Annotated in this window: 19 protein-coding genes, 1 pseudogene and 2 riboswitches; of the genes and pseudogenes, 17 read left to right on the top strand and 3 right to left on the bottom strand. The window is 42.2% G+C overall.

Going from position 1 to position 23708, the window contains the following annotated elements:
* Positions 1–52 precede the first annotated feature (52 nt).
* The 6 genes from BLT18_RS12835 (at position 53) to BLT18_RS12810 (ending at position 5364) form a co-directional block, all read left to right on the top strand.
* Entirely contained in the window at positions 53–1138 is a 1086-nt protein-coding gene (locus tag BLT18_RS12835) for an LLM class flavin-dependent oxidoreductase (protein ID WP_091274761.1), read from the top strand.
* Between the two features lie 174 nt (positions 1139–1312).
* On the top strand, positions 1313–2329 hold the full coding sequence (locus BLT18_RS12830) for a 3,4-dihydroxy-2-butanone-4-phosphate synthase (protein ID WP_091274758.1): 1017 nt from the start codon (positions 1313–1315) through the stop codon (positions 2327–2329).
* A complete protein-coding gene (locus BLT18_RS12825; RefSeq protein ID WP_091274755.1) occupies positions 2310–2537 on the top strand; it encodes a hypothetical protein in 228 nt (75 codons plus the stop codon). Before BLT18_RS12830 ends, BLT18_RS12825 begins: the two co-directional genes overlap by 20 nt.
* A gap of 37 nt (positions 2538–2574) precedes the next feature.
* Positions 2575–3372 (top strand): SDR family oxidoreductase, encoded by a 798-nt coding sequence (locus tag BLT18_RS12820; RefSeq protein WP_091274752.1) that lies wholly within the window; start codon positions 2575–2577, stop codon positions 3370–3372.
* Positions 3373–3603: 231 nt separating this feature from the next.
* Positions 3604–3822, top strand: coding sequence for a hypothetical protein (locus BLT18_RS12815; RefSeq protein WP_091274750.1), 219 nt, complete (start codon positions 3604–3606; stop codon positions 3820–3822).
* Between the two features lie 12 nt (positions 3823–3834).
* Positions 3835–5364 carry a sodium:solute symporter family protein gene (locus BLT18_RS12810; RefSeq protein ID WP_091274748.1) on the top strand — a complete coding sequence of 510 codons (1530 nt, stop codon included), beginning with the start codon at positions 3835–3837 and terminating at the stop codon, positions 5362–5364.
* Positions 5365–5678: 314 nt separating this feature from the next.
* Here the strand turns inward: BLT18_RS12810 and BLT18_RS12805 are convergent, their stop codons facing one another.
* Positions 5679–6440, bottom strand: a complete 762-nt coding sequence (locus BLT18_RS12805; RefSeq protein WP_175487502.1) for an IclR family transcriptional regulator — start codon at positions 6438–6440, stop codon at positions 5679–5681.
* Between the two features lie 463 nt (positions 6441–6903).
* On the opposite strand from BLT18_RS12805, the gene BLT18_RS12800 reads away from it, so the two are divergent.
* Complete coding sequence (locus BLT18_RS12800) at positions 6904–8004, top strand: NAD(P)-dependent alcohol dehydrogenase (protein WP_091274742.1); 1101 nt, start codon at positions 6904–6906, stop codon at positions 8002–8004.
* Positions 8005–8174: 170 nt separating this feature from the next.
* Here the strand turns inward: BLT18_RS12800 and BLT18_RS12795 are convergent, their stop codons facing one another.
* Complete coding sequence (locus BLT18_RS12795; RefSeq protein ID WP_091274739.1) at positions 8175–8747, bottom strand: ABC transporter permease; 573 nt, start codon at positions 8745–8747, stop codon at positions 8175–8177.
* A gap of 79 nt (positions 8748–8826) precedes the next feature.
* Here BLT18_RS12795 and BLT18_RS12790 point away from each other — a divergent pair.
* From BLT18_RS12790 to BLT18_RS12770, 5 genes and pseudogenes are all read left to right on the top strand, one after another.
* Positions 8827–9419, top strand: a pseudogene (locus BLT18_RS12790) (RNA-guided endonuclease TnpB family protein); the annotation flags it as partial.
* Positions 9420–9886: 467 nt separating this feature from the next.
* A complete protein-coding gene (locus BLT18_RS12785; RefSeq protein ID WP_091274737.1) occupies positions 9887–11065 on the top strand; it encodes an acetyl-CoA C-acetyltransferase in 1179 nt (392 codons plus the stop codon).
* A gap of 509 nt (positions 11066–11574) precedes the next feature.
* Positions 11575–12702, top strand: coding sequence for a phage holin family protein (locus BLT18_RS12780; protein ID WP_091274736.1), 1128 nt, complete (start codon positions 11575–11577; stop codon positions 12700–12702).
* 154 nt (positions 12703–12856) lie between these two features.
* Positions 12857–14269 carry a LysM peptidoglycan-binding domain-containing protein gene (locus tag BLT18_RS12775; RefSeq protein ID WP_091274733.1) on the top strand — a complete coding sequence of 471 codons (1413 nt, stop codon included), beginning with the start codon at positions 12857–12859 and terminating at the stop codon, positions 14267–14269.
* A 229-nt stretch (positions 14270–14498) separates the two neighbouring features.
* Positions 14499–15488 carry a Gfo/Idh/MocA family protein gene (locus BLT18_RS12770; RefSeq protein WP_091274732.1) on the top strand — a complete coding sequence of 330 codons (990 nt, stop codon included), beginning with the start codon at positions 14499–14501 and terminating at the stop codon, positions 15486–15488.
* Positions 15489–15676: 188 nt separating this feature from the next.
* Here BLT18_RS12770 and BLT18_RS12765 read toward each other — a convergent pair whose 3' ends face one another.
* A complete protein-coding gene (locus BLT18_RS12765; protein ID WP_091274729.1) occupies positions 15677–17545 on the bottom strand; it encodes a helix-turn-helix domain-containing protein in 1869 nt (622 codons plus the stop codon).
* Positions 17546–17727: 182 nt separating this feature from the next.
* On the opposite strand from BLT18_RS12765, the gene BLT18_RS12760 reads away from it, so the two are divergent.
* From BLT18_RS12760 to gcvPB, 5 genes are all read left to right on the top strand, one after another.
* Positions 17728–18369 carry a hypothetical protein gene (locus BLT18_RS12760; protein WP_091274726.1) on the top strand — a complete coding sequence of 214 codons (642 nt, stop codon included), beginning with the start codon at positions 17728–17730 and terminating at the stop codon, positions 18367–18369.
* A 50-nt stretch (positions 18370–18419) separates the two neighbouring features.
* Positions 18420–18932: a 2,4'-dihydroxyacetophenone dioxygenase family protein gene (locus BLT18_RS12755; protein WP_091274723.1), complete on the top strand. Its 513-nt coding sequence runs from the start codon at positions 18420–18422 to the stop codon at positions 18930–18932.
* Between the two features lie 274 nt (positions 18933–19206).
* Positions 19207–19308, top strand: a riboswitch (glycine riboswitch).
* 2 nt (positions 19309–19310) lie between these two features.
* A riboswitch (glycine riboswitch) is annotated at positions 19311–19392 on the top strand.
* Positions 19393–19686: 294 nt separating this feature from the next.
* Complete coding sequence (gcvT, locus tag BLT18_RS12750) at positions 19687–20802, top strand: glycine cleavage system aminomethyltransferase GcvT (protein ID WP_091274720.1); 1116 nt, start codon at positions 19687–19689, stop codon at positions 20800–20802.
* 47 nt (positions 20803–20849) lie between these two features.
* On the top strand, positions 20850–22199 hold the full coding sequence (gene gcvPA, locus BLT18_RS12745) for an aminomethyl-transferring glycine dehydrogenase subunit GcvPA (RefSeq protein WP_091274719.1): 1350 nt from the start codon (positions 20850–20852) through the stop codon (positions 22197–22199).
* Complete coding sequence (gcvPB, locus tag BLT18_RS12740) at positions 22199–23671, top strand: aminomethyl-transferring glycine dehydrogenase subunit GcvPB (protein WP_091274716.1); 1473 nt, start codon at positions 22199–22201, stop codon at positions 23669–23671. Before gcvPA ends, gcvPB begins: the two co-directional genes overlap by 1 nt.
* Positions 23672–23708: the final 37 nt, after the last annotated feature.

Raw genomic sequence — 23708 nt, 5'->3', positions numbered from 1 at the left:
ACAACGATAGTTAACTGTTGTTAACGATTGTTAAACAAAGGAGAGATAGTACATGAAGTTTGGTTATTTTACACTAACTGATAATCCAATTGAATACGGCGATACAAGAAAAGATCCAAACCAAATGGTAAAAGATTTGATTGAACAATGCGTATATGCAGAAGATTTAGGGTTTAACTCTGTATGGGTGCCAGAACACCATTTCAGCGTACTTGGTGTTCTTCCTTCCCCGTCCATGCTGCTCTCTTACGTAGCGGCAAAAACGAGCAAAGTAAAGCTGGCGCCAGCTACTGTACTGCTTCCAGCTAACCATCCGATCCGCATGGCAGAAGAATATGCACTATTGGACTTAGTAAGTGACGGCCGAGCGATTTTCTCTGCTGGACGAGGCTATGACAAACGCGAATATGATGTCTTCCAAGTAGACTTTAATAAAAGTAGAGAAATCTTTTACGAGCAGCTTGACATTATTAAAAAAGCTTGGACACAAGACAGCCTTTCTTACGACGGCGAATTCTTCAAGTTCCCAGAAGTGGAATTAACGCCAAAACCAGTTCAAGATCCGCATCCGCCAATCTATGTTGCTTCGTTTAGTGAATCATCTGCACTGAAAGCAGCTGAAATGGGAGAAAACGTTATCTATGCTCCATTTGCTGCCAACATGGTATTTGGAAGCATTCACAACGCCGTGAAGACGTTTAAAGACAAGTCTGCTGAACATGGTTTCTCCGGAAAAGAAGCAAGATGTTCTTACTTCTTAAACGTAACGGAGTCAAAAGAAGAAACGGAAAAAACAAAGCAGCGTATGCTGAAGTACTTCACTGGACTTGTTCCAGCGTTCCCAAGTGACCCAAGTACTGCGCCGCCTAACATCCGTTACTTTGCTGATATTGTTGAACGACTAAAAACAATGAAAGCAGAAGATCTTGGAGATCAAAGCATCATCGTTGGGGATTCTGAGTATGTTATTCAAAAACTAAAAGAAGTAGAAGAGTCTGGAATTGAAGAAGTTATTATCTACTTTGACTTTGGAGGGTTGTCCCATAAAGAAACAATGGAATCCATGGAGCGCTTTGCCAGAGACGTTCTTCCTCACTTTGAAGACAGCAACATCAAAGTAGAAGCGACAAATGCGTAATAGAACACAGTAGAACGGCAAAAAGAGGAGGGGGCTATAAGAAGTGCAGGTGCGCTCCCTCTTTTTACTTTTATACGTTGTTAAAGAATCAAAGTATGAGTAAAACGACGGTATCCGCCGTAAGGACTCGGCGGCAGGCAACGTTTTTCTAATTAAAAAAAGAAGGTGTATGTCATGAATCTTGCAGTGAAACGGGCTTTACAGGAATTGTCTCAAGGAAATTTGATTGTGCTGAGGGATGCAAAAGGACAAGGGAAACTGCTGGGTTTAGCTGATCACACAACATCAGAAACGGTTAATTTTATGATTAAATACGCTAAAGGATTAGTAAGTGTCGGCATCGAGGATAGCCGCGCACAAGAGCTGGATTTGACATTGCAAGAACAATCTCCCTTTTCAAACGAAGAGGTCCAATCATATACGGTGTCTGTGGATATTGAAGAAACAACGACTGGCATTTCGGCTTTTGAAAGATATCAAACTATTGCTGCATTAATAGATTCCGCGAGAAAGCCGGAAGAGTTTAAGCGGCCTGGTCATATTTTTCCGGTTATTGCCCATGAAAAGGGTATTTTTGGCAAACAGACCCATGTTGAACTAGGCATCGCACTGGCAAAACAAGCAGGTGCTTATCCAGCTGTAGTTCTTTGTGATGTGCTTAATGAAAATGGAGGGCTTGCCGGCGCTGAAGATATGAAAGCATTGGCGGATGAGCATGATATGTTTATGCTGCGTGCAGAAGATGTAATGCAGGAGTATACAGAAAGAGAGACCGTTGTAAACAAAATAGATGAGAAGCGTGTAACTAATTTTGTCGGTGATTTTACGCTTATCTCTTATGAAAATCGGTTGGATAGTTATACGGATTTCGTGTTTGCTGCTCCTTCGAAAGATCAAGAAACGGTGCCGGTGTATGTGCATAAGCAATGCAGCCAATGCCCTACTATGGCTTGTGACTGTCATCATCATTTTCAGCAGGCACTTTCACGTATCAAAACAATGGGAGGCATTTGCCTGCAAATGCGTTACCGGCAGGAACAAACAACATTTACACAAGTACTCGACAAGAACGAAACGGACGTTTTGGCTGTGAAAATACTAAAAGATATGGGCATCGGCGAGTTTCACTTCATCAATCAGAATCTTGTATGTAATACAGAGGGTGAGTCACTTGAAGAAAAAGCAATATGATTTAGAGGACTCCATTGTTTACTGTTTAGAAAAACATCCAGGAGCCAGTGCCAAAAAAATAGTTAGATTTTGTAAGAATACGATGGAGACCATCCCGGCGGATGAACAGTCGAAGGCTACCGTTTACTCCCGGCTGAGGAAAATGAAGAAAAAGCAAAAAGTGATGAACCAGGCAAATAACTGGTATTTGTTAATGAACAAGGAATAAAGAAAAAGCAAACATATAAAAAGAGGAAGGATGCAAGATGAAACTTGGTTTAGCCAATAAAAATGCTGTGATAACTGGCGGCAGTGCCGGCATAGGATTTGCCGCAGCAAAAGCTCTGGCAGAAGAAGGAGCTAATATTCTCATTATTGGAAGAGACAAAAGCCGGCTTCAACAAGCTGAAAGTGAACTGTCGTCTTGCGCAAAAGATACATCAGCAGCAATCCACTCAATCAGCGCAGATTTATCGGAAAAAGAATCACTCGACCGTGCTATTCACACTGTTTTTTCCACGTTTGAACGGATTGACTTCCTCGTAAATAGTGCAGGTTCCGCACCAGCTGGCTCTTTTTTTGAAGGCAAAGACGAGGATTTTTTACAAGCATGGAATTTGAAGTTATTAGGCTACATTCGAATGGTTCGGGCAGTGGGACGTCACATGATGTCCAACCGGTCTGGTAAAATCGTAAATATTATTGGAGCAGCAGGAAGAACACCAAACCCTGCTTTTCTTCCGGGAAGTACAACCAATGCAGCTTTAGTCGCATTTACAAAAGGGATATCAAAAGAATTAGCACCGTATAACGTAAGCATCAATGCTATTTCTCCAGGTGTTACTGCAACAGAACGTGCCCATAAGCTTGCAGAGCAAAATGCGAAAATAAAAGGCATTACTGTTGAAGAACAAAAAGAAAACGTTTTATCTGCAATTCCTCTAGGACATATGGTAGAACCAAATGAAATTGCAGACATGACCCTGTTGCTGTTGTCAGAACGCATGTCATCGATGACAGGAACAGAGATAATGATTGATGGGGGACAGCAGCCAGGAATTTAATCCCCCTATACATTTTTTATCTTTTCTTCAGTATAGGACAATGTTATTGACAATTTCATTATATTTTCCTACAATTGTGACGAAACAATCAGTTAACAATATTAACAATTGTCAAACAAAGGAGGTATGAATGAAACATTTTATCTGTTACATTTTTTCTTTTTTTGAAAGCGTATTCTTATATTGAGGAAAAGATGTTACATAAAAAATGCGGAAAGGAGTGGAACATGGGTGGCTTTAAAAAAAACGTTAGTTGTTATCGGTTTTATTATATTAACGGTGCTGCACTTTGATTTTTGGTGGTTTGATCAAATCCATCCTATCTTGTTTGGTTTTATGCCGATTGCTCTATGGTTTCAAGTACTGGTAGGAGGGGTATTAGCATCGGTCTTTTTGTATTTTGCTTATAAAGTCATTTGGCCGGATATTCCTGAAAATTTTGAAGAGTAAGGGGGGAGAGGAATGGACAGCAGAACAATCGTTGTATTTGTCGTAATGGCTTTATACACACTATTGGTGGTTGGAATTGGCTGGGTCAGCCAGCGGCAAACAAAGAAAACGAGTGAAGATTATTTTTTAGCCAGCCGGTCTATTTCAGGCTTTTTCTTATTTTGCGCTATTATCGGAGCGAACCTGTCATCATTTGTGATGCTGGGAATGCCTGGGGGAGCCTATCATAATGGTTTTGGAATGTACGGGCTTATTATGGGAGCTGGTTCCTTTTTAATAGGTTTTACAACCTATTATTTCGGGTTGAGAATTTGGGTATTAGGGAAAAAGTTTGGTTACAGCACGCCAAGCCAAGTTTTCGGTGGACGATTTAACAGTGATACCGTTGCATTAATTATGTTTATTATATTTGCCGTTTATACAATGCCTTATGTTGTTACCGGACAAATCGGGGCAGGAGCTGGTTTTGAAACATTTACGAATGGCATTGTCCCGTATTGGCTCGGCTCGTTAATCATTACCGTGATTGTCGGTTATTATGTGTGGGGCGGCGGCATGAGAGGAACGGTGTTAACGAATGCCCTGCAGGTGGTCATTTTTGCTGTCTTTTTATTGATTGCGGTCGTAATGATTGCTAATGGACAAGGCGGATTTAGTGCGCTGACCGAACGCGTAATGGCAGAACAGCCGCACTTGCTGTCGCGAGATGGAAGTCCAGCTTTTTCATGGCAAGGATGGTTTAGCCAGTGGCTTTTGTTTGCCTTTGTTGTATTGAGTTTCCCGCACGTTATTTTGCGTTTGTTAGCAGCAAAAAGCAGTACGGTTTTAAGGCAGAATAGTGTCATGTATCCGCTGGGTATGTCTTTTATTTATATTCTCGCCGTTACACTTGGTGTATGGGGAGCGGTATTAATTCCTGGTCTTGAAGGAGCGCAGTCAGATAACATCGTCTTTATGCTGACGTTTGAGTATTTGCCGGTATGGATGAGCGGCCTTGCCCTGGCAGGTCTGTTCGCGATGGTCATGTCCACGATGGATGCTCAGCTCTTAACGATGAGTAATATGTTTACAACAGATGTAATTGAAAAGTATTTTGGTAAGGATAAAGACATTAACGGAGTGTTTTATGGGAGAGTATTTGTCGTTGTGTTACTTGCGATTTCGTATATCGTCTCTCTCATCAGGCCGGCTAGTGTGTTTGAAATAGCCAATTTATCTTTTACAGGCACAGTGGTGATGATGCCTGTCATATTGGCTGCATTGTACTGGAGACGGTTAAACCGTTATGGTGCGATTTCGAGTTTAGTGGCCGGTGCTGTGTTGGTGCCTGTTTATTTCTTTACGGATTGGCTTCCTGACTTTGGATTCTTGCCCGTTGTCCCGTCTATGGCTATAGCCGCGCTCGTGATGGTTGTTGTCTCGTTAGCGACTAAGCCGGAGTATGAAAATGCAGACAGACATTTAGATGTATTAAACGATGTGTTGCGTAAAAAACCTGCAAAACAGCCTGAACCAGAGTATTATACGAAAAAAGCTGAATAATGCTGCAGAAGAAGAGCCGCCTCTGTTTACAGGGACGGCTTTTTCGTACAAACGTTTTTATCTTTCATGGTGGAATGGTCCTCAGGCAAGAAGCCTGCTCGACGTCGGCTAAGACCAGCCACATCGTGCAGCCAACACCGAGATGCGTGTCGAAGCAAGCGCTGAAGCCTTGTCCGCGGCAGGCAAACCGGAAGAGCTTATTTATAGGAGAGACTATAAGTTATCCTTCATCCATCTTATAGAACGGAAAAGAGCTGTCAAAAGGCCTTTTTTAAGACCTTTTGATACAGCTCTTTTGTGTATGCAAGTATTCATTAAATACTGTAGCCTAATTTTCTGGACAAGATACGGCAGCTTTCTAACAATTCCTGCACAGCTTGTGATTCTGGAGAGACATTGAGTACGCTCGACAGTCCAATGACGTTCATCGCAGCGACAAGGTCTTTATTTTGATTGAAAATAGGAGCAGATAATGCAGTGATACCCGGAATATAATCATTAATGGAAGCATAACCGTCTCTTTTTACACCTTCCATAACTGTTTCAAATTCCTCTAATGTTTTCCCATTTTGTTCCAACTCTTTTTCAATAAAAGGCAGTGTTTTCTCTCGTGGATAGAACGCGGAAAAGATTTTCCCTGTGGCGCTTTGTGTTAAAGGCATCGTAGAGCCCACCCGCACATTTAAATTAATCGGCTTTTTGCTTTCTTCCCAGCTGATAAATATAGGGCCTTCAATTTCTCCCCAAATCGCTAAAGCAATCGTCTCATCTAATGAATCATTGAGTTCTTGGATAAACGGCTGGGCTTTTTCACGGATATCGACCTTTTCAATAGAGCGAAGTCCCAACAACGTCAGTTCACTGCCAAGTGAATAAGTAAGGTCTTCTTTTCTCTCTAGAAAACCAATTTTACATAGGCTGATTAAATACCGGTACAGCTGACTTTTTGACATTCCGCATGCTTTTGATATTTCTGTTATTGTTAGTGGTTTATCTGCATTAGAAATAGTTTTTAATACAGAGTAAGCTAGTTCAATCGATTGAATACCTTTTTTTTCTTCTGTAGCTGCAAGCATAGACATGATCCTCCTAAATTGCCAATGGTTAAATATATTATCTATAAATTCACCTATAGTTAACATATAATTTTTGGTAATATTCTGTCAAACATTTTATGAATAAAAGAAAATATTACGTGTTTGACAAGCTTATAATCAGTTTGGCATAGCAGTGATAGCGTCTTATACGGTGCAGTAAAAAGTGCGGGAAACTGTTTTAGTAACACACCGTTGTTTATCAGGCAGGCAATGACAAGTATCAGCTGAAAAGAGCAGCGTCAAGGAAAATGGGTCGCGAAGTATGTGCAGCATGTAAGCGGATGGAGGGCAGGCAGGGCGGGAAACAATCTTCACCCCGCCCCCATTAGCGATAAGGTATCAGCTTGTATGTTAAAATATATGCAGAATAACATGTTTTGTCTGGGTACATCTTATTTCATAGATGGATACTATAAAAAGTGCTCGAAAGAAGGTGCCTTGCTTGGATATAAAAGCATATGTGTCAGAAAATGAAAAGGCGGAATTGAAGGGTGTACAGTTGCAGGAAATAGGTGCTGATGAACTATTAGTAAAAATCACAGGGACGGGATTGTGTCATACAGACCTTGGGGTTATGCACGCTGCGATTCCTACGCCATCTCCAATCGTGCTTGGACACGAGGGTGCTGGAGTGGTAGTGAAAACGGGAGAGAGCGTTACCGAGTTTGAAGAAGGGGATAGAGTCGTTATTTCTTTTAATTATTGCGGCAAGTGCGCCAATTGTTTACAAGGCGTGCCAAGCGCGTGTGAAAACTTCTTCCGCTACAACTTTGGTGAATCGATGGAAACAACGGATTCCAAAGTTGTAGATAATGGAAAAAAGATAGCTAATTTATTTGGACAATCCTCTTTGGCTACACATTCTGTCTGCAACGAACGAAATGCGGTTAAAATTGAAGACGAATCGATTGATTTAGCACTGTTAGGACCGCTCGCGTGCGGGATTCAGACAGGGGTAGGTACTGTATTAAATAAACTCGAGCCAGGCTTTGGTGAATCGATTGTTATATTTGGCTGTGGATCCGTTGGGCTGAGTGCAGTAATGGGAGCCAACTTAGCGCATTGTAAGCATATCATTGCAGTGGATGTTCAAGAGGAACGTCTTTCAATGGCTGAAGAGTTAGGAGCGACCCATGTTATTAATGGAGAGAAAGACGATCCTGTCAAAGAAGTTCAACGCATTACTGGCGGTGGTGCGCATTATTCTGTAGAATCATCAGGTGTCCCGGCAGTGGTCCTTCAAGCGATTCGTTCAGTTCGCGCTCTTGGTACCATTGCCGTTGTTGGTGCTGCAGGGGAACTAGAATTTCATATTCATGATGAGTTAATACCTTCTAATAAAACACTAGTTGGAGTAGTGGAAGGACAATCTGTTCCTAAGCTATTTATACCGGAAATGATTACGTATTATAAAGAAGGAAAACTTCCTTTTGATAAGATGGTTCGTAAATACAGAATGGATGAACTGGACAACGCTATAAAGGATATGGAGTCCGGCAAAACATATAAACCCGTTATTGTTTTTGATGATGACCGTGGATAACAATGTCGAAAAAAAGAGCAGTTTCTATGCTTTAACCCGGTTCGTTTCAAAAGCGGCTGAAGTTTTCCAAGATGTACGGCAGGGTGTTTGTCGAGAGTGTCAGTGATGAGGACGTATAGAGAAAAAAGACAGACCAGTTCTTATGCAGGACTGTCTGTCTTTTCACGTGATTACATGGTTTTTTTCGAAAAATAAAGACTGCCGCTGCCTAGAAAAACGACAAAACTTCCAGTAATCACAATAAATAACGTGGTTAGAGATACAGCAAAATCACTTCCTTCTTGCAGGGGCTGCACCATCATTAAAAATGGCTGTGCCCACGGGTACCAGGGGCCGAAGTTTTCAGAATTAGCTATGAGAATCGAAGGAAGTGTAAAAACAACATTGACAGCGAGCGGGGCGGCAAAACTATCCCACGCAGTAGAAACCCATAATTGCAAGGCGATCAGCGGTAAACAAGCAACCCATCCCCAGAAAATGCTTGTTACCACACTATCCCAAGGAAAAGGGTCTGAAAATCCTTGTAACAATCCAACCATGAATAAGCCAGCGAGGACGAGAGCTTGAATAATACCTATTAGAAAAGCAACGAGTACATATTTAGACATATACACATGCATTCGGCGAAGGGGGAGGGCGCCTAGTTGCTTCCATGCATTTTGCTGGTGTTCATAACGGCAAATGTAAGTCGCAAAAACGCCTGTTATTAGAGGGAGTAAGAGTGTCGCATGGGTTAGTACCATATATAATCAATCTATATTAAAATAATATACAGAGAGGGGGTGAAAACCAACGCCAGTAAACAAAGCATATAAGTTTCGCATCTGCTCAGCAAAGAACAAAAAGTGCTGACTGTTAAAACAGTTGAGTGCAGTCGTTTTGTATTTAATCATTTCTTATCAAGATGGAATGGTACGTATAAAGAAATTGGAAAAGGATTAATGTATAACGCTTGTTCCTCTCAGTTAACACAGCTAAAAAAAGAATTCGTTTGGTTGAAGGGATAATACGGCTGTTCAACCATCACTTAAAAACCTTGCGGACTTTTATACTCGGTTCTTCAAGAAACAGAACAAAGCACCACGATTTAAGTCTAAAAAGAATAAAGTTCAGTCTTACACAGCCAAACATACAAACGGAAATATTACTATTATCAATAATAAAATGAAGCTACCTAAACTTGGATGGGTGAAATTTGCTAAAAGCCGTACAGTCGATGGGCGTATTCATCATGTCGCTGTTAGACGTAACCCAAGTGGGAAATACTTTGTTTCGATTCTTGCAGAAATGGAAGTGCAAGAATTACCTAAAAAAATTCAGCTGCAGGTATTGATGCAGGATGAAAGGATGTTGCCATACTTTCTGATGGCACAGTATATAAAAATTATAAATATTTCTACACTTTAGAAAAGAAGAATGTTCCTTTCTGCAGGGGAACCATTGCAGAGAGCAGTAGATGTAACAAATGTACAAGAAAAAATATCTGCTTTGTGTGATGCTTCGTCCTGGAACTAGTTAAAGCAGTAAGAGCCTGGGACAAATCTCAAACAGGTTTCACAAAAGCCGAACAATAAGATAGGAAAGGATATTTGACGTAAGCATCGTCACCATATGAAGATTCCAGCTTCGACCAGCACAATCCGAAAATCAGCATGGCAAAGGGCTTTTCTTTACCAAGTCAGCAGAGGTTATGCCCGCAGAAGTGGAACGCGAAGGTGGGGGACAAAGCAGCGATAGCATTTGCTGTTACAAACAAATAATCCAAACTGATTTCCAATGAAATTGTTCGGATTATTCAGTGTTTCCTATCCTTTTGTCCCAGCTTCGTTGTACGATAAGTAGTGGAATCCATAGAAAATACTGCATAAAAGAGGTGGAGAAGATGTCGAAAGAAGTAGTTGTTATTGATGGAGCACGCACAGCGTTCACGGAATTTGGGGGCTCTTTTAAAAATGAAACAGCTATTGACCTCGCAGCTGCCACTGCGGCAGCTGCGATGAAAAAATCAGAAGTGGAGCCAGAAGAGGTAGAACAAGTTGTTGTTGGAAATGTGATTCAATCGAGCTCAGATGCTATTTATATGGGAAGACACGTTGGATTAAAAGCCGGAATACCGGAGCACGTACCGGGGCTGACAGTAAATCGGCTGTGTGGGTCGGGATTACAAGCTATTGTAAATGGAGCACAGTCCATACAATTAGGAGAAGCAAATGTGGTGTTAGCCGGCGGAACAGAAAACATGAGTCAAGTTCCTCATGTGATACGTGGAGCCAGGTGGGGACTGCCGTTAGGAAAAGCTCCGATGGAAGACTACTTATGGGAAGCATTGTATGATCCATATGGAGATTGTTCGATGGCCATTACTGCTGAAAACCTTGCAGAAAAATACGACATCAAGCGCGAAGACATTGATGAATTTGCTTCGAATAGTCATGTGAAGGCATTAAAAGCAGCAGAGAGCGGACGTTTTGCAGAAGAAATTGTGCCATATACAGTGAAAAACAGAAAAGGAGACGTTATTATAGAAAAAGATGAGCATCCAAGACATACCCCGGTCGATGTATTATCCAATCTTCCGCCGCGATTTAGAAAAGATGGTGTAGTGACCGCTGGAAATGCAAGCGGTATCAATGACGGAGCAGCTTCATTAATCGTAACTTCTAGTCATTATGCAGAAAAACGAAATATCAAACCACTGGCAAGACTTGTCTCCTACGGCATTGTCGGGGTAGATCCTAAACACATGGGAATCGGGCCGGCCCCGGCGATACGGCAGGCACTGAAGAAAGCTAATATGACAGTATCAGATTTAGATCTGATTGAAATTAACGAAGCATTTGCGGCGCAGTATCTTGCTTGCCAGAAAGAACTTGATTTTGATCCGGAGAAAGGGAATATAAATGGTGGTGCAGTGGCGCTGGGACACCCGTTAGGGGCAAGTGGAGCACGCATCAGTCTTTCTCTGTTGTATGAACTCAAGCGGCAAAACAAACGATACGGAGCGTCTGCACTTTGTATCGGAGGCGGTCAAGGCATCGCTGCAATATGGGAAGCGCTCTAAATGATGAACATATAATACTAGTATCATAACTGTCTTGTAAACACAGTGATGGAAAGAATGGGCTGTATCCTTGTTAAGATGCAAGATACAGCCTCCTCTTATTTGGTACATCAGCAATGTGTATCGCTGTGAAGGGAGAGGAGAACAAAGCGGCTTCTGTCTAGAGACTTGGCACCAGCGAAATCTTGTTAGAGCAATTGAACGTGAATACATTAAGCTGAAGTGATTGAATGCTTGTTCTTTGTAATAATATTACTCATATAATGCTGATGCAGCAAAAAATGCATTCTTACCGCACAAAGGCAGGTTATGATGGAGCCTTAACAAAAGCGAAAGCATTTCATTTTTATATAACGAATGCTATGTCTTATGATCAGTCCTTGTAAATAGCCAGCATGTGAAAGATTAAGATGGCATTTTATGCTATTATACTATCAGACAGTGCGTTCATCGGCCTATCCGCTGGATGGCGCTTAAAAATGAATAGAATGATAGTGAGGAGAAGACAATTGGAGGATAAGAGTCGTGTTACGTTTACATATGAAATAAAAAGTAAGTCAAAAACAGGCCTGAAAGTGCTGGCTGGAGTGTTTTTGCTCATTGCTGCTGCTTTCTTTGTTTTTGGCTTATCTATGCTGTTTTCCGATGTGCCGGGTCTTTTCTTTTTATTTCTTTTTGTTGCCGTTGTTCTACTGGCACTAGCGAGGTACACATGTGTGCATGCAAATTCCATGCAGGCGATGAAACAGCTTCTGGTGTTTAAAGAGGAGACGATTCATTATTTCTATGAAAATAAAGCAGCGGACAAGAAAATCGATGTTCATATTCCTTATAGTCAAGTGACATCTCTATACCTGGCTCGAGGACACCGTTTATATTCAGCTGAATTTTTTAAAAACATTATGGTGTATCCGATATTAATTGTCGAGTGGAAAAATGAAGCAGATAAAGATTATATTGCTCAAGGAATGAACGTGAAAAAATTAGGGGAAGTCTTGAATCTTGTTCCTAAATCAATCCCGCTGAAAGCGATGAAGTACGATTTAACGTTCTGCCCGATGGTCTTGATGCCTCAAGTTATAGCAACATCCGAGTTAATCGAGGCGGACAGGGAGCGGCCGCTGGATCTTCCTTTTCGGATGGCGGGAAGGTTTTATGAAAGTCCTCCTGCATGGGAGCCTCCGGAACAGAAGGAAAAGAAACGAAAACGAGAGCGGCAGAATAAGTGGTTAAAAAACGGTGTAGTTGGTTTTCTGGCAGCTTTTTCATTTTTTGTATCGCTGTTTATGATGCCCAATTGGGAAATTGTAGACGGCAGTTTTCGTTTTGAAGATACGTTTGCTATTGACGTTACATATATAATCGTGCTGCTTCTGTTTGTTTATTTACGCTATACCATCATCCATAGGGATATCTATCCGATGAAGCGTGTACTGCTCCCCATTGGGCTGATTGGCGGTATTTTCTTGATTGGGGGAGTTCTTGCAAACGTACTGATGACCGTTTCGGACGGATTTATGGATGCTGTGTTCATTCAAGTTTTTATGTCTGCTGTGCTGGTGGGAGTTACGTATATTATTTACGTGATGGGATGGTTTGTGTGGCTGCTGCTGTATATGTTAGGTATCATAAAGTAAAACATGTCACATGTGTTCTTCTGTGTTACGAATCCACTTCACTAAAAAGGTGAGGTGGATTTTTGCTGCAGCAGCTGTTGAATGAATTGGACTAACGGACAGGCTGGGACGAATAGGATGGTAAAAAGACATCATCTGTGAGGTGTTCGCTGCTGTGCAAATTCATGTCGTGGCACCTGGTGACACATTATGGACGGTATCACAGCGTTATCGCAGTGATATCCATCAAATCATTTTAGTAAACCAGCTTACCAACCCAGATGTGTTGGCAGCAGGGCAAGCCCTGGTGATTCCTGAACCTGGCCGTGAGTATGTTGTACAATCCGGGGACACGTTGTGGAACATTTCTCAGCGTTTTGGTATCTCTGTTTCCGCACTGGCATCTGTTAATCAAATCATGAATCCAGCTCTTATTTATGCTGGACAAATGCTTGTTCTGCCTTTTTTTCCTCATGTCGTTCAGCCAGGAGAAAGTTTATGGGTATTATCCCGGCGCTACGGGGTATCGGCGGAGGAAATCATGCAAGCCAATCAGATTCCCAATCCGTCGATGATATTCATTGGACAAACGCTGTATATTCCGCGCAGGTCGAGGCCTGTCAAAGACATCATGGCCTACATTACGAATCTAGGAGAAGCAGGCAGACGAGAAGTGTTAGAAGTTGGAAGGAACTTGACGTATCTTGCTCCTTTTTCTTACTCCATCAAAGAAGATGGGAGTCTTACGGCATTGCAGGACGAGGCTGTTCTGCAAGCCGCCAGAGCGAATAATGCAAGCTCTCTGCTTGTTGTGACGAATTTGTATGAAGGAAGCTTTAACTCTGATCGAATTGCTGCGATACTGCGAGGTACGAACCTTCAAGAAACATTGATTACAAACATTTTGCAACTTATGCAGGCAAAAGGGTATACAGGCGTTCATTTCGATTTGGAGTATATTTATCCAGAAGACAGGGAGAATTACAACCAGTTTTTGCGCCGCGTTGTTTCCAGACTGCGGCCGCAAGGGTATTCCGTTTCGACGGCGCTTGCGCCAAAAGACAGCGCCGAACAAACGGGTTTATTATATGAAGCGCATGATTATAGAGCTCATGGAGAAATCGTTGATTTTGTGGTGCTGATGACATATGAGTGGGGATGGGCTGGCGGCAGGCCGCTTGCAATCGCTCCGATTCACGAGGTAAAAGAAGTGCTGGACTATGCAGTAACGGTCATACCGCGTGAAAAAATACTCATGGGTATCCCGCTTTATGGAAGAGACTGGCGCATCCCTTGGGTGGAAGGTACATTTGCACGCACGGTAAGCCCGCAAGAAGCGGTTCAGTTAGCACAGCAATATGGGGCCTCCATTCAGTATGATGAAACGTATCAATCCCCTTACTTTCGTTATAGAGATGAAACAGGACAGGAACATGAAGTTTGGTTTGAAGATGCACGCAGTATCCAGGCGAAATACAAAACGATCGAAGAGTACGGATTAAGAGGCGGGAGTTTTTGGGTGCTTGGCGTGCCGTTTCCGCAAAGCTGGCCTGTATTGCGCGGCCAGTTTACCGTTCGAAAAAGATAGATGGTGTTCTTACAAGCACCCCGGATGTTTTCTAGGGTGCTTATTTTATTTGTTTTGTAAACAAAGAAAGAGCGGATAAGACAAAAGAGGAGGGATAGGAAACACGTTTTATAATCAGCGCGGTGATGCTATGATAGATATGCATACTGGTATCAAGCTGGTTTCAAAACAAACAGGACTGCCCGAAAGTTGTCCAATCACACGTTTTAAAAAGGCAGGGGGATGACAAATGATCAACATGGCGGTGATAGGAACAAATGTTATTAGTGAACGGTTTATGAATGCAGCCAGACTGGTGAAAGATGTACATATATATGCTGTTTACTCACGAAGCGAAGAGACCGGCAGCCGCTTTGCCAAGCAGTGTGATATTCCGAAAGTCTTTACTCACTTAGAGGAAATGGCCCGGGATGAAATGATCGATGCGGTGTATATTGCAAGCCCTAATGCACTGCATGCTTCACAAGCTATTACATTGATGAATCATAAAAAACATGTGTTATGTGAAAAACCAATCGCATCCAATGCTCGGGAAGTACAGGAAATGATCAATGCCTCCGTGAACAATAAGGTTGCGCTGATGGAAGCGGTAAAGAACACGCTGGTGCCAAATTTCAAACAGATACAAGAGAACCTGCATAAAATTGGGACGATCAGGCGTTATGTTGCGAATTACTGCCAATATTCTTCCCGGTATGATGCATACAAAGAAGGTACGGTATTAAACGCATTTAACCCTTCCTTGTCTAACGGAGCGTTAATGGATATCGGTATATACTGTATTTATCCGATGGTTGTGTTATTTGGCATGCCATCATCACTAAAGGCTCACGGGCACTTGCTCGAAGCGAATGTAGATGGAGAAGGCAGTATTCTTTTTGATTATGAAGAGATGGAAGGCGTGGTGATGTATTCAAAAATCACCAATTCTCATATGCCATCTGAAATTCAAGGCGAAAAAGGCAGTATGATTATTGACGCGATGAATGTCCCAAGCTGCGTGGTCATTCATTATAATGACGGAACGAAAGAAGAGATCACTGCTGTTCAGGAGGATAGAGACATGTATTATGAAATAGAAGAATTTCGTCATATTATCAAAAATAAGTCACTGGAATCATCTATCAATTCGCACACCACTTCCCTGTATACAGCGAAGATTATGGAAAAGGCAAGAAAGCAAATAGATGTAACGTATCCAGCTGATCGTTATGATTAAATGAATGGGAGTTGGATTCTAAGGGCTGCCTCAAGGTCGTTTAACGTATGGGAGGTTATCTAGCAGCTGGAATATGCGGGGCTTCTTCGGGAAAAGCGGCAGGGTGAAGCCCCTCCTGCAATGAGCGGTTTTTGCTTGCGGAAGGGCTGAATAGCCGCCTGTGGAAAGCGGATATATTCCAGCTGCATTTACTTTATCTGTAAGTCTCCGGCAAGAAGCAATACTTGAATCGCTACATGGACATCAAAGAAACCGTCACTGGTGGATAGGTCAACCCCGCCGATATCTTGCAGACGGTTTAAACGATAACGGGTGGCACCAAGCGACATTTGCATCGTTTGTGCCGTATTTTTTAAATGGCCGTTACTCTGCACGTAATGGTACAGAGTTGCAGCCAAATCAGCATTGTATTTCTTATCATAGGAAATGATGTCGCCCAGTAGCTCCCAAGCAAATTGCTCTAGTTCAGGAAAGTTATCGAATCCAATGAATTTTCCAAGCGCACCTAGTTCGTGATAAGACTTCACGCTGCCTTGGTTTTTACTTACTGCTAGAATGTTTAGCACTTTTTCCGCTTCATTGACCCCTTTTTTTAAATGGTGGGTTCGACTGCATAATGTGCTGATGCCAAGTTTGACATCGATATCGTTTTTATCAGCAAAGGTTTCGTTTATTAACCATGTTCCGCAGTTCACTTCTGAAACAAAGTGCTGTGTGAAGGCTTTGGGTATAACAGCAATGATTTGCTGCAATTTGGTCATAATCACACAAGCAGTGTTTTTTTCTTCTATCAATTTATAAATCTTTTCCACACACGCTGTTTTTACATCGATAAATGATTCATCTAATCGTCGTGTATGATGCTGGTTATTATTTAGTTGAAAAACAAAGACATATTGAGGCTGTTCAATGTTGTATCCCATAAGCGACAGACGATAGATAATATCTTTATTATTGAATTCCCCTTCGAGAACTCCATTTAAGAGTTCTTCTTTTACACGCTGTTCGTGTTCAAATGCCGTTGTTTCGTTTAGTATTTGAATGCCGCATATCGAAGAAGCTCTTTCAATCGTTAAATAATCTAATTCGGAAAAATCCTTTGACTGCTCTATAAATGATAGAAAGCCAAATAGCTTATTTCTCACAAAAATGGGGGAAATTAACCGTTTATTTTCTTGGTGCTGATCGTTTGGTATGTCTAAGACCATCGTCTTTTTTTGATAAGCGGCAGAATCGACCATGTGTTTCCATTCATTTTTTATAAATGATGAGCTTATGTGATGCGGTTGTACGGAAGGACTGGCTGCAAAATGGAGGCTGTAAATATCTTCAAGAACGACAGGACGGTTGATTTCCTTTTCTGTTAGTGTGATAAGCTCTTGTAAGTTGCTGCCGTGCAAGACAGCGTTGGATAACCTTTCGCTGATCTGTAACGTTTGTTTAAATACGGTTTTTTGTTCCTCGATGCGTTTTACAGCGTTATCCAATTCTTTTCCAATATGTTCTTCCTTATAATAGGCCAGCTCTTCTTTGATATCCTCTCCCCAATCTTCTATCGGTTTAGCTACCCAATGGCAATGGGGGTCTCCTTTACCTCGGCATTCGATTTCTTTGAAAATAACTTCCCTGCCGAGAATGCAGCTGACATACCCACCCGCATATCCTGTTAGAGTAAAGCAAACAGCTTCGTCTGATAGGCCAAAATGGTGAATATGCTGCTCCGCTTCTTGTGAATATTTCCAAAAACCTTCAGAATAATAGTCTTTTGTAACGGGGTCAATGTGCAAATCGGTGACAGAAATGTCTAAATCTGCAGTGCTGCCGTGAACGTGTGCGCCTACACGAAACAAATCCTCCAAGGACAGCGAATCATAGGCATCCTTATGTTTTATGTGGTTGGCAAAGTTTTCGCCGCAGCTCCATCCATAGCGAAGTAAAAAGCCTCTAGCACGGTTCACGCCCAGAACAGAGAGCAGATGGTTTCGTAACGTACTTAAGATTTGTCCTGACTCTGGTAAGTATTGTTTGATTTCTTCTGGTTGAAATACTTGTTCCAAGGCTTATCACCACCTTCTTTAGTTTTGAAACATTTATTAAAAATAGATAGAATTTTAACAATAATTTTACTATTTACAACAACAAAAAGGAAGTAATATAAAGTCAACCCATCTAAATAAGACACTTTTGTAAGCGTTATCAAAAAGAGTCAAGTATCTATGCGAAAAAGGAGGAGTTTCTATTGAGTAAATTTAGAGAACAAATTGCAACATGCACACAGCCAATCGCTGACTTGTTAGAGAAGACAACGAATCCTCTTCATATTGCTATTTTAGAAAATTTCCGCCGCCATATTCATTTAGAAGGTGCAGGTGAGTTTGAAGAAATTGTTTCCCCGGATATGACCGTTGATGATCCGACATACCGGATTACGTGGGGAAAAGAACCACAAGTTGTGGATGGTAAAGATGGAGTTGTTGGGTTTTACAACGTGGCATCGGAATCGGTTCTGTGGCATTCAGATGATTTATTGGCTGTAGCGGATTGGGGTATTGCTGATGAGCTGACGTTCCATCAATTAATCAAGGGCCAAGGGTTGTTGGATCTTGGGTTTGACGTGGATGACTCAGAGAAAATTTATCATTATTCCAGCCGTCAAGTGTTTTTGTGGCCGTATGATCCAGAAACCGCTCGTTTAAAAGGTGAACATTTATATGAAGACAAAAGCACGGTCGTAATCGAAGAGGTAGCCGAAGAAGATATTATTACGCCAGAAGAAGTAGCTCAAATCCACCGGGAGGTATTAGAGAGGCTGGAAGCAGGACGTCCGGATAAATATTGGACGCTTGATGTTGTAAAGCAGCAGCTGGCAAATAAAGTGTAAGTAAGTCTAAACATATGCTTTTAACTTATTATTTAAGGAGGCAGCAAAATATGACGACCGCTCATAACTATATTGCAGTAGAAAAACAGTTAGATGTAAGACGAGATGCTTTCGCGGTGGAAGAGGGGTATCTTCATTCGTCAGAGGAAGTATCTCCATGGGTTCCATTTCCAGGCAACGATAAAGTATTTATTCGTCACTTATCTTTTGATATTCGCAGCAATTCCGCAGTGAATATTCTGCGAGTAGACGCTGGCGGTTCTCTTGGCAAACATCGTCACCGTGGTCCGGTAACAGGATACACGTTAGAGGGAAGCTGGTATTATAAGGAATATGACTGGGTGGCAAGGCCTGGGGATTTTATTCGGGAAAGTCCGGGAAGAACACACACGCTCATGTCTGATAACGGAATGAAAGCATTGTTCCACTTAAATGGTTCCGAAGAGTTTCTCGACGAAGATGACCGTATTTTGTTTACGGTAGATGTGTTTTGGTTTATTGATCATTACATGAGTTATTGTGAAGAAAACAACATTCCTATTAATGAAAAGTTGTTCCTGTAAGAGACGTTCTTTTATGAAGACTTGGCTGGGTTTGGTGTTAACAAATAACTATCTTCAGTCGCCGCTTTGCATCAGAAGCGGCGGCTTTTATTTTTGGAAGAAGATATGTAAATTCTTCTTTTCCTAAATAAAAAAGTATTTGTATCCACTTGCACGTTTAAGCCTGCAGCTGCATATGCTGCAGTAAAGCTGCTTGTTGTCAGCAGGTGAAAAAAGGAATTGACAATGTACTTGTTTTGCTATTATTCTAAATTTAAACATCAATACTATGCGGATGATAATTATGGGAGAGCGCAGGACGACTGCCACCGAAGGAGCAAGTTCCAAAAATGACCCTTGGAGCTAATCTCTCAGGTTTCTGTACCATAATTGGACGCATCTCTGGAGAGACCGTTGTTTGAAACGGCACCCAAGGGGAACGCTTGTAAGCAAGCTAAACTCTCAGGTAAAAGGACAGAGAAAGGGATATTCCTTCCCTTGCTCTGTCCTTTTTATATTTTTAGGCAGGTATAACGCTGTACAAGAAAGAGTGCAGCGAAAATCCGTGTACGTACAAAGCGGGACCGCAGTCTGCATGTAAAGGACATTGGCGTTCACCGCGCTTTCTCTAGACAACGCAACAGGTTCGAAAGTATGGAAGGGGAGGACATTCGTCCATCCGAAAAAATGGACGCTATATCGAAGCAGCGTGGAGCGTTGTTTTGATGAACGAAAGAATACATACATAACACATGCATAACGGAGGGGATTTAGTTTGGGTACGAAGACGAATTTACAGCGCACACCGTTATTTCCTGTCTATGAAAAATACGGAGCGAAAGTGATTGATTTTGGCGGCTGGGAAATGCCGGTACAGTTTTCAGGAATTATGGAGGAGCACAACGCGGTACGTCAGCAAGCTGGTCTGTTTGATGTTTCTCACATGGGAGAGGTGATTGTAAAAGGCAGAGATGCTACGCAATATCTGAATTATCTCGTTACAAATGATATATCGTCATTACGTGTCCATCAAGCGCAATATACCGCGATGTGTTATCCAGATGGCGGCACCGTAGATGATTTAGTAATTTACAGGCTCGAAGAAGAAGCATATTTGCTTGTACTGAATGCGGCTAATATAGAAAAAGATGTGGACTGGATAAAAAAGAATGCAAAAGGCGAAGTGGACATTGAAAATGTGTCAGATGAGACAGCACTTATTGCTATTCAGGGACCAAACGCTGAATCCATTTTGCAAGCCCTCACAGATACTGATTTATCAAGCATTCGATTTTTTCACTTTTTACCACAAGCAGCAATCAGCGATATCGGCCATGTGCTTGTATCCCGAACAGGTTATACCGGAGAAGATGGATTTGAACTGTACGTGAAAGCAGATAAAGCTGCAGATTTATGGGAGAAAATCTTGCAAGCAGGAGAAGGCAAAGGGCTTGTGCCGTGCGGACTTGGCGCACGTGATACGCTTCGTTTAGAGGCTTGTCTGTTATTGTATGGTCAAGACCTTTCCCCAGATATCAGCCCAGTCGAAGCAGGAATTGGTTTTGTTGTCAAAACCAATAAAGACAATGATTTTATTGGAAAAGACAGCTTAACCCAACAAAAGGACCAAGGAGCAGCCAAGAAACTGGCTGGCATTGAAGTAACTGGGAAAGGAATTCCAAGACAAGGGTATCAAGTGTTCTCCGAAGATGAGAAAGAAATTGGGTACATCACATCTGGTACGCATTCCCCAACCTTCAAAAAAGGAATTGGGCTGGCACTCATTGAGGCGGACTACGCGAAACCAGGAACGGTGTTGAAGGTAAAAGTGCGAAAAAAGTTCGTAGAAACAGTCGTTGTGAAAAAGCCGTTTTATAAACGTAAATCCTAACCAATCCAGCAGAATATTAAAAATATCTAGAAGAGGTGTCCAATCATATGTCTAACACATACCGTTATCTGCCTGATACAAAGCAGGATCAAGATGATATGCTGCAGGCGCTGCATCTGTCCTCAATTGATGATTTATTTCATGATATTCCTTCTGAGATACGGCTGAAGGAGCCATTAAATATTCCAGAAGCGATGGATGAACTATCTTTAACAAAAACAATGAAAAAACTCGCTTCAAAAAACAAGCATGCAAATGATTATTCTGTCTTTCTCGGGGCAGGAACGTATGATCATTACATTCCGTCCGTTGTTCATCATATGACATCGCGTTCGGAATTCTACACCGCTTATACTCCTTACCAGCCGGAGATCAGTCAAGGAGAGCTGCAAGGCATTTTTGAATTTCAAACAATGGTTTGCGAGCTGACAGGAATGGACGTGAGCAATTCATCGATGTATGACGGTTTTACGGCACTTGCTGAAGCAGCTTCTCTAGCCGTAAATGTTTCGAAAAAACGATCCAGCGTTCTTGTTTCTCAATCCGTACATCCAGAATCACGATCCATATTAAACACGATTGCCAAAGGGCAAGGCTACACCGTGGAAGAAGCACCGCTTGATGGAGACATCACAGATATCAGTCAATTAAAAAAACAAATAGATGATGATACGGCTGCTGTCATTGTCCAATACCCGAACTTTTTTGGCTCTGTCGAAGATATACAAGAAATAAATAAAATTGCTGAAGAAGCAGGTGCTCTGCTTATTGTTAGTGCAAATCCGCTGGCGCTTGCGTTATTAGAGGCTCCGGGTAACCTTGGGGCAGATATCGTTGTTGGCGATATGCAGCCATTTGGTATCCCGATGGCATATGGAGGACCGCACTGCGGGTATTTTGCGGTGCGTAAAAAGTTTATGCGTAAAGTGCCAGGGCGGATTGTCGGCCAAACGACAGATGATTATGGCAACCGGGGATTTGTTTTGACGCTGCAAGCACGTGAGCAGCATATCCGCCGGGATAAAGCGACATCAAATATTTGTTCCAATCAAGCATTAAACGCACTCGCAGCGTCTGTCAGCCTTTCATCTTTAGGGAAACAGGGCATACGCGATATGGCACAATTAAATATCGAAAAAGCAGACTACATGGCAAAACAGCTCCAAGCAAAGGGATGTAAGGTGGTAAACAAATCTCCTTTCTTTAATGAGTTTGTGCTTGAAGTACCAGGAACGGCAGATCAAGTGAACAGGAAACTGCTCGAGCATGGCATCATTGGAGGCTATCACTTAGAAAAAGACTACGGATGGAACAATCGTTTGTTGATTGCAGCCACAGAAAAACGAACGAAAGCAGAAATCGATGAATTTGTAGATGTATTGGAGGCGATGTTGTAATGACGACGGAATATCATGATTTAATTTTTGAAAGAAGCCAGCCTGGACGTACTGGTGCCAGCCTGCCTGACAGTGATGTAGATGCCGTTGATGTGCAGAAGAAATTTGCTGGTCATCTGCTTCGTGATCAGCCAGCAGAGCTGCCGGAAGTGGATGAATTGCAAGTAGTTCGTCATTACACCGCGCTGTCTCGCAAAAACCACGGGATAGACAACGGCTTTTATCCGCTTGGTTCATGCACGATGAAATATAATCCGAAAATCAATGAAGACATGGCGAATTTAGACGGGTTTCAGTTTGTTCACCCATATCAGCCAGAAGAAACGGTACAAGGATCGCTTCAGTTAATGCATGAATTACAAGAAGATTTAGCAGAAATAACAGGTATGGATGAAGTGACGCTGCAGCCATCAGCCGGGGCGCAAGGGGAGTGGACCGGATTAATGATGGTGAAAGCCTACCACGAACAAAAGGGAGAGAGCCGAAAGAAAGTCCTTATTCCTGATTCCGCTCATGGAACCAACCCTGCCAGTGCTACGGTTGCTGGTTTTGAGACGGTGACGATTCCATCCAATGAAGAAGGGTTAGTGTACGTCGAAGAATTAAAAAAATATGTCGATGATGATACCGCTGCTCTCATGTTGACTAATCCAAATACGCTCGGGTTATTTGAAAAAGATATCGTAGAAATTGCCTCTATCATTCATGAAGCGGGAGGTTTATTGTATTACGATGGTGCCAACGCGAATGCGATATTGGGAAAAACAACTCCGGGGAAAATGGGATTTGACATTGTGCACTTGAATCTGCATAAAACATTCACCACGCCGCACGGGGGAGGCGGACCGGGAGCTGGTCCAGTTGGTGTAAAAGAGAAGCTGATTCCATATTTGCCAGTTCCTCGTATTGAAAAACAAGGAGAGACATACGTTTTCAACAGTGAGTATCCACAATCGATTGGCCGTGTCAAAGGATATTATGGCAACTTTGGTATGTTTGTCCGCGCGTATACCTACATTCGCACGATGGGAGCGGAAGGGTTAAGTGAAGTGTCAGAAAGTGCTGTGTTACACGCAAACTATTTGTTAAAGAAATTAGAACCTTATTTTGATGTTCCGTATCAGCAGGTATGCAAACATGAATTTGTGATCTCTGGAGCTAGACAGAAAAAACTTGGTGTACGTACGCTTGATATAGCAAAACGCCTGCTTGATTTCGGTTATCATCCGCCAACGATTTATTTTCCATTAAATGTAGAAGAATGCATGATGGTGGAGCCGACAGAAACGGAATCAAAAGAGACCATCGATGCGTTCGCCCATGTACTAGGGGAAATTGCAAGAGAAGTAGAGGAAGAGCCGGAAAAAGTATTAGAAGCGCCGCATACGACCGTTGTCGGCCGGCTCGATGAAGTGCAAGCTGCAAGAAAACCCGTTCTTCGTTATATGTCCGATAAAACGCAAGAGAGCTAATCGTTTTACGGGTGGAATTTAAGGGATGAACTAGTGA

Source organism: Alteribacillus persepolensis (assembly GCF_900099605.1).
Lineage (GTDB): Bacteria > Bacillota > Bacilli > Bacillales > Marinococcaceae > Alteribacillus > Alteribacillus persepolensis.
Note: the sequence above shows the minus strand (reverse complement) of the source record. Positions and strands in the feature narration are given on the sequence as shown.

Bases quoted from the DNA above. Each gene is read 5' to 3' on its own strand.
- BLT18_RS12835 (WP_091274761.1), top strand. From the start codon at position 53: ATGAAGTTTGGTTATTTTACACTAACTGATAATCCAATTGAATACGGC.
- BLT18_RS12830 (WP_091274758.1), top strand. From the start codon at position 1,313: ATGAATCTTGCAGTGAAACGGGCTTTACAGGAATTGTCTCAAGGAAAT.
- BLT18_RS12820 (WP_091274752.1), top strand. From the start codon at position 2,575: ATGAAACTTGGTTTAGCCAATAAAAATGCTGTGATAACTGGCGGCAGT.
- BLT18_RS12810 (WP_091274748.1), top strand. From the start codon at position 3,835: ATGGACAGCAGAACAATCGTTGTATTTGTCGTAATGGCTTTATACACA.
- BLT18_RS12805 (WP_175487502.1), bottom strand. From the start codon at position 6,440: ATGCTTGCAGCTACAGAAGAAAAAAAAGGTATTCAATCGATTGAACTA.
- BLT18_RS12795 (WP_091274739.1), bottom strand. From the start codon at position 8,747: ATGGTACTAACCCATGCGACACTCTTACTCCCTCTAATAACAGGCGTT.
- BLT18_RS12785 (WP_091274737.1), top strand. From the start codon at position 9,887: ATGTCGAAAGAAGTAGTTGTTATTGATGGAGCACGCACAGCGTTCACG.
- BLT18_RS12770 (WP_091274732.1), top strand. From the start codon at position 14,499: ATGATCAACATGGCGGTGATAGGAACAAATGTTATTAGTGAACGGTTT.
- BLT18_RS12755 (WP_091274723.1), top strand. From the start codon at position 18,420: ATGACGACCGCTCATAACTATATTGCAGTAGAAAAACAGTTAGATGTA.
- gcvPA (WP_091274719.1), top strand. From the start codon at position 20,850: ATGTCTAACACATACCGTTATCTGCCTGATACAAAGCAGGATCAAGAT.
- gcvPB (WP_091274716.1), top strand. From the start codon at position 22,199: ATGACGACGGAATATCATGATTTAATTTTTGAAAGAAGCCAGCCTGGA.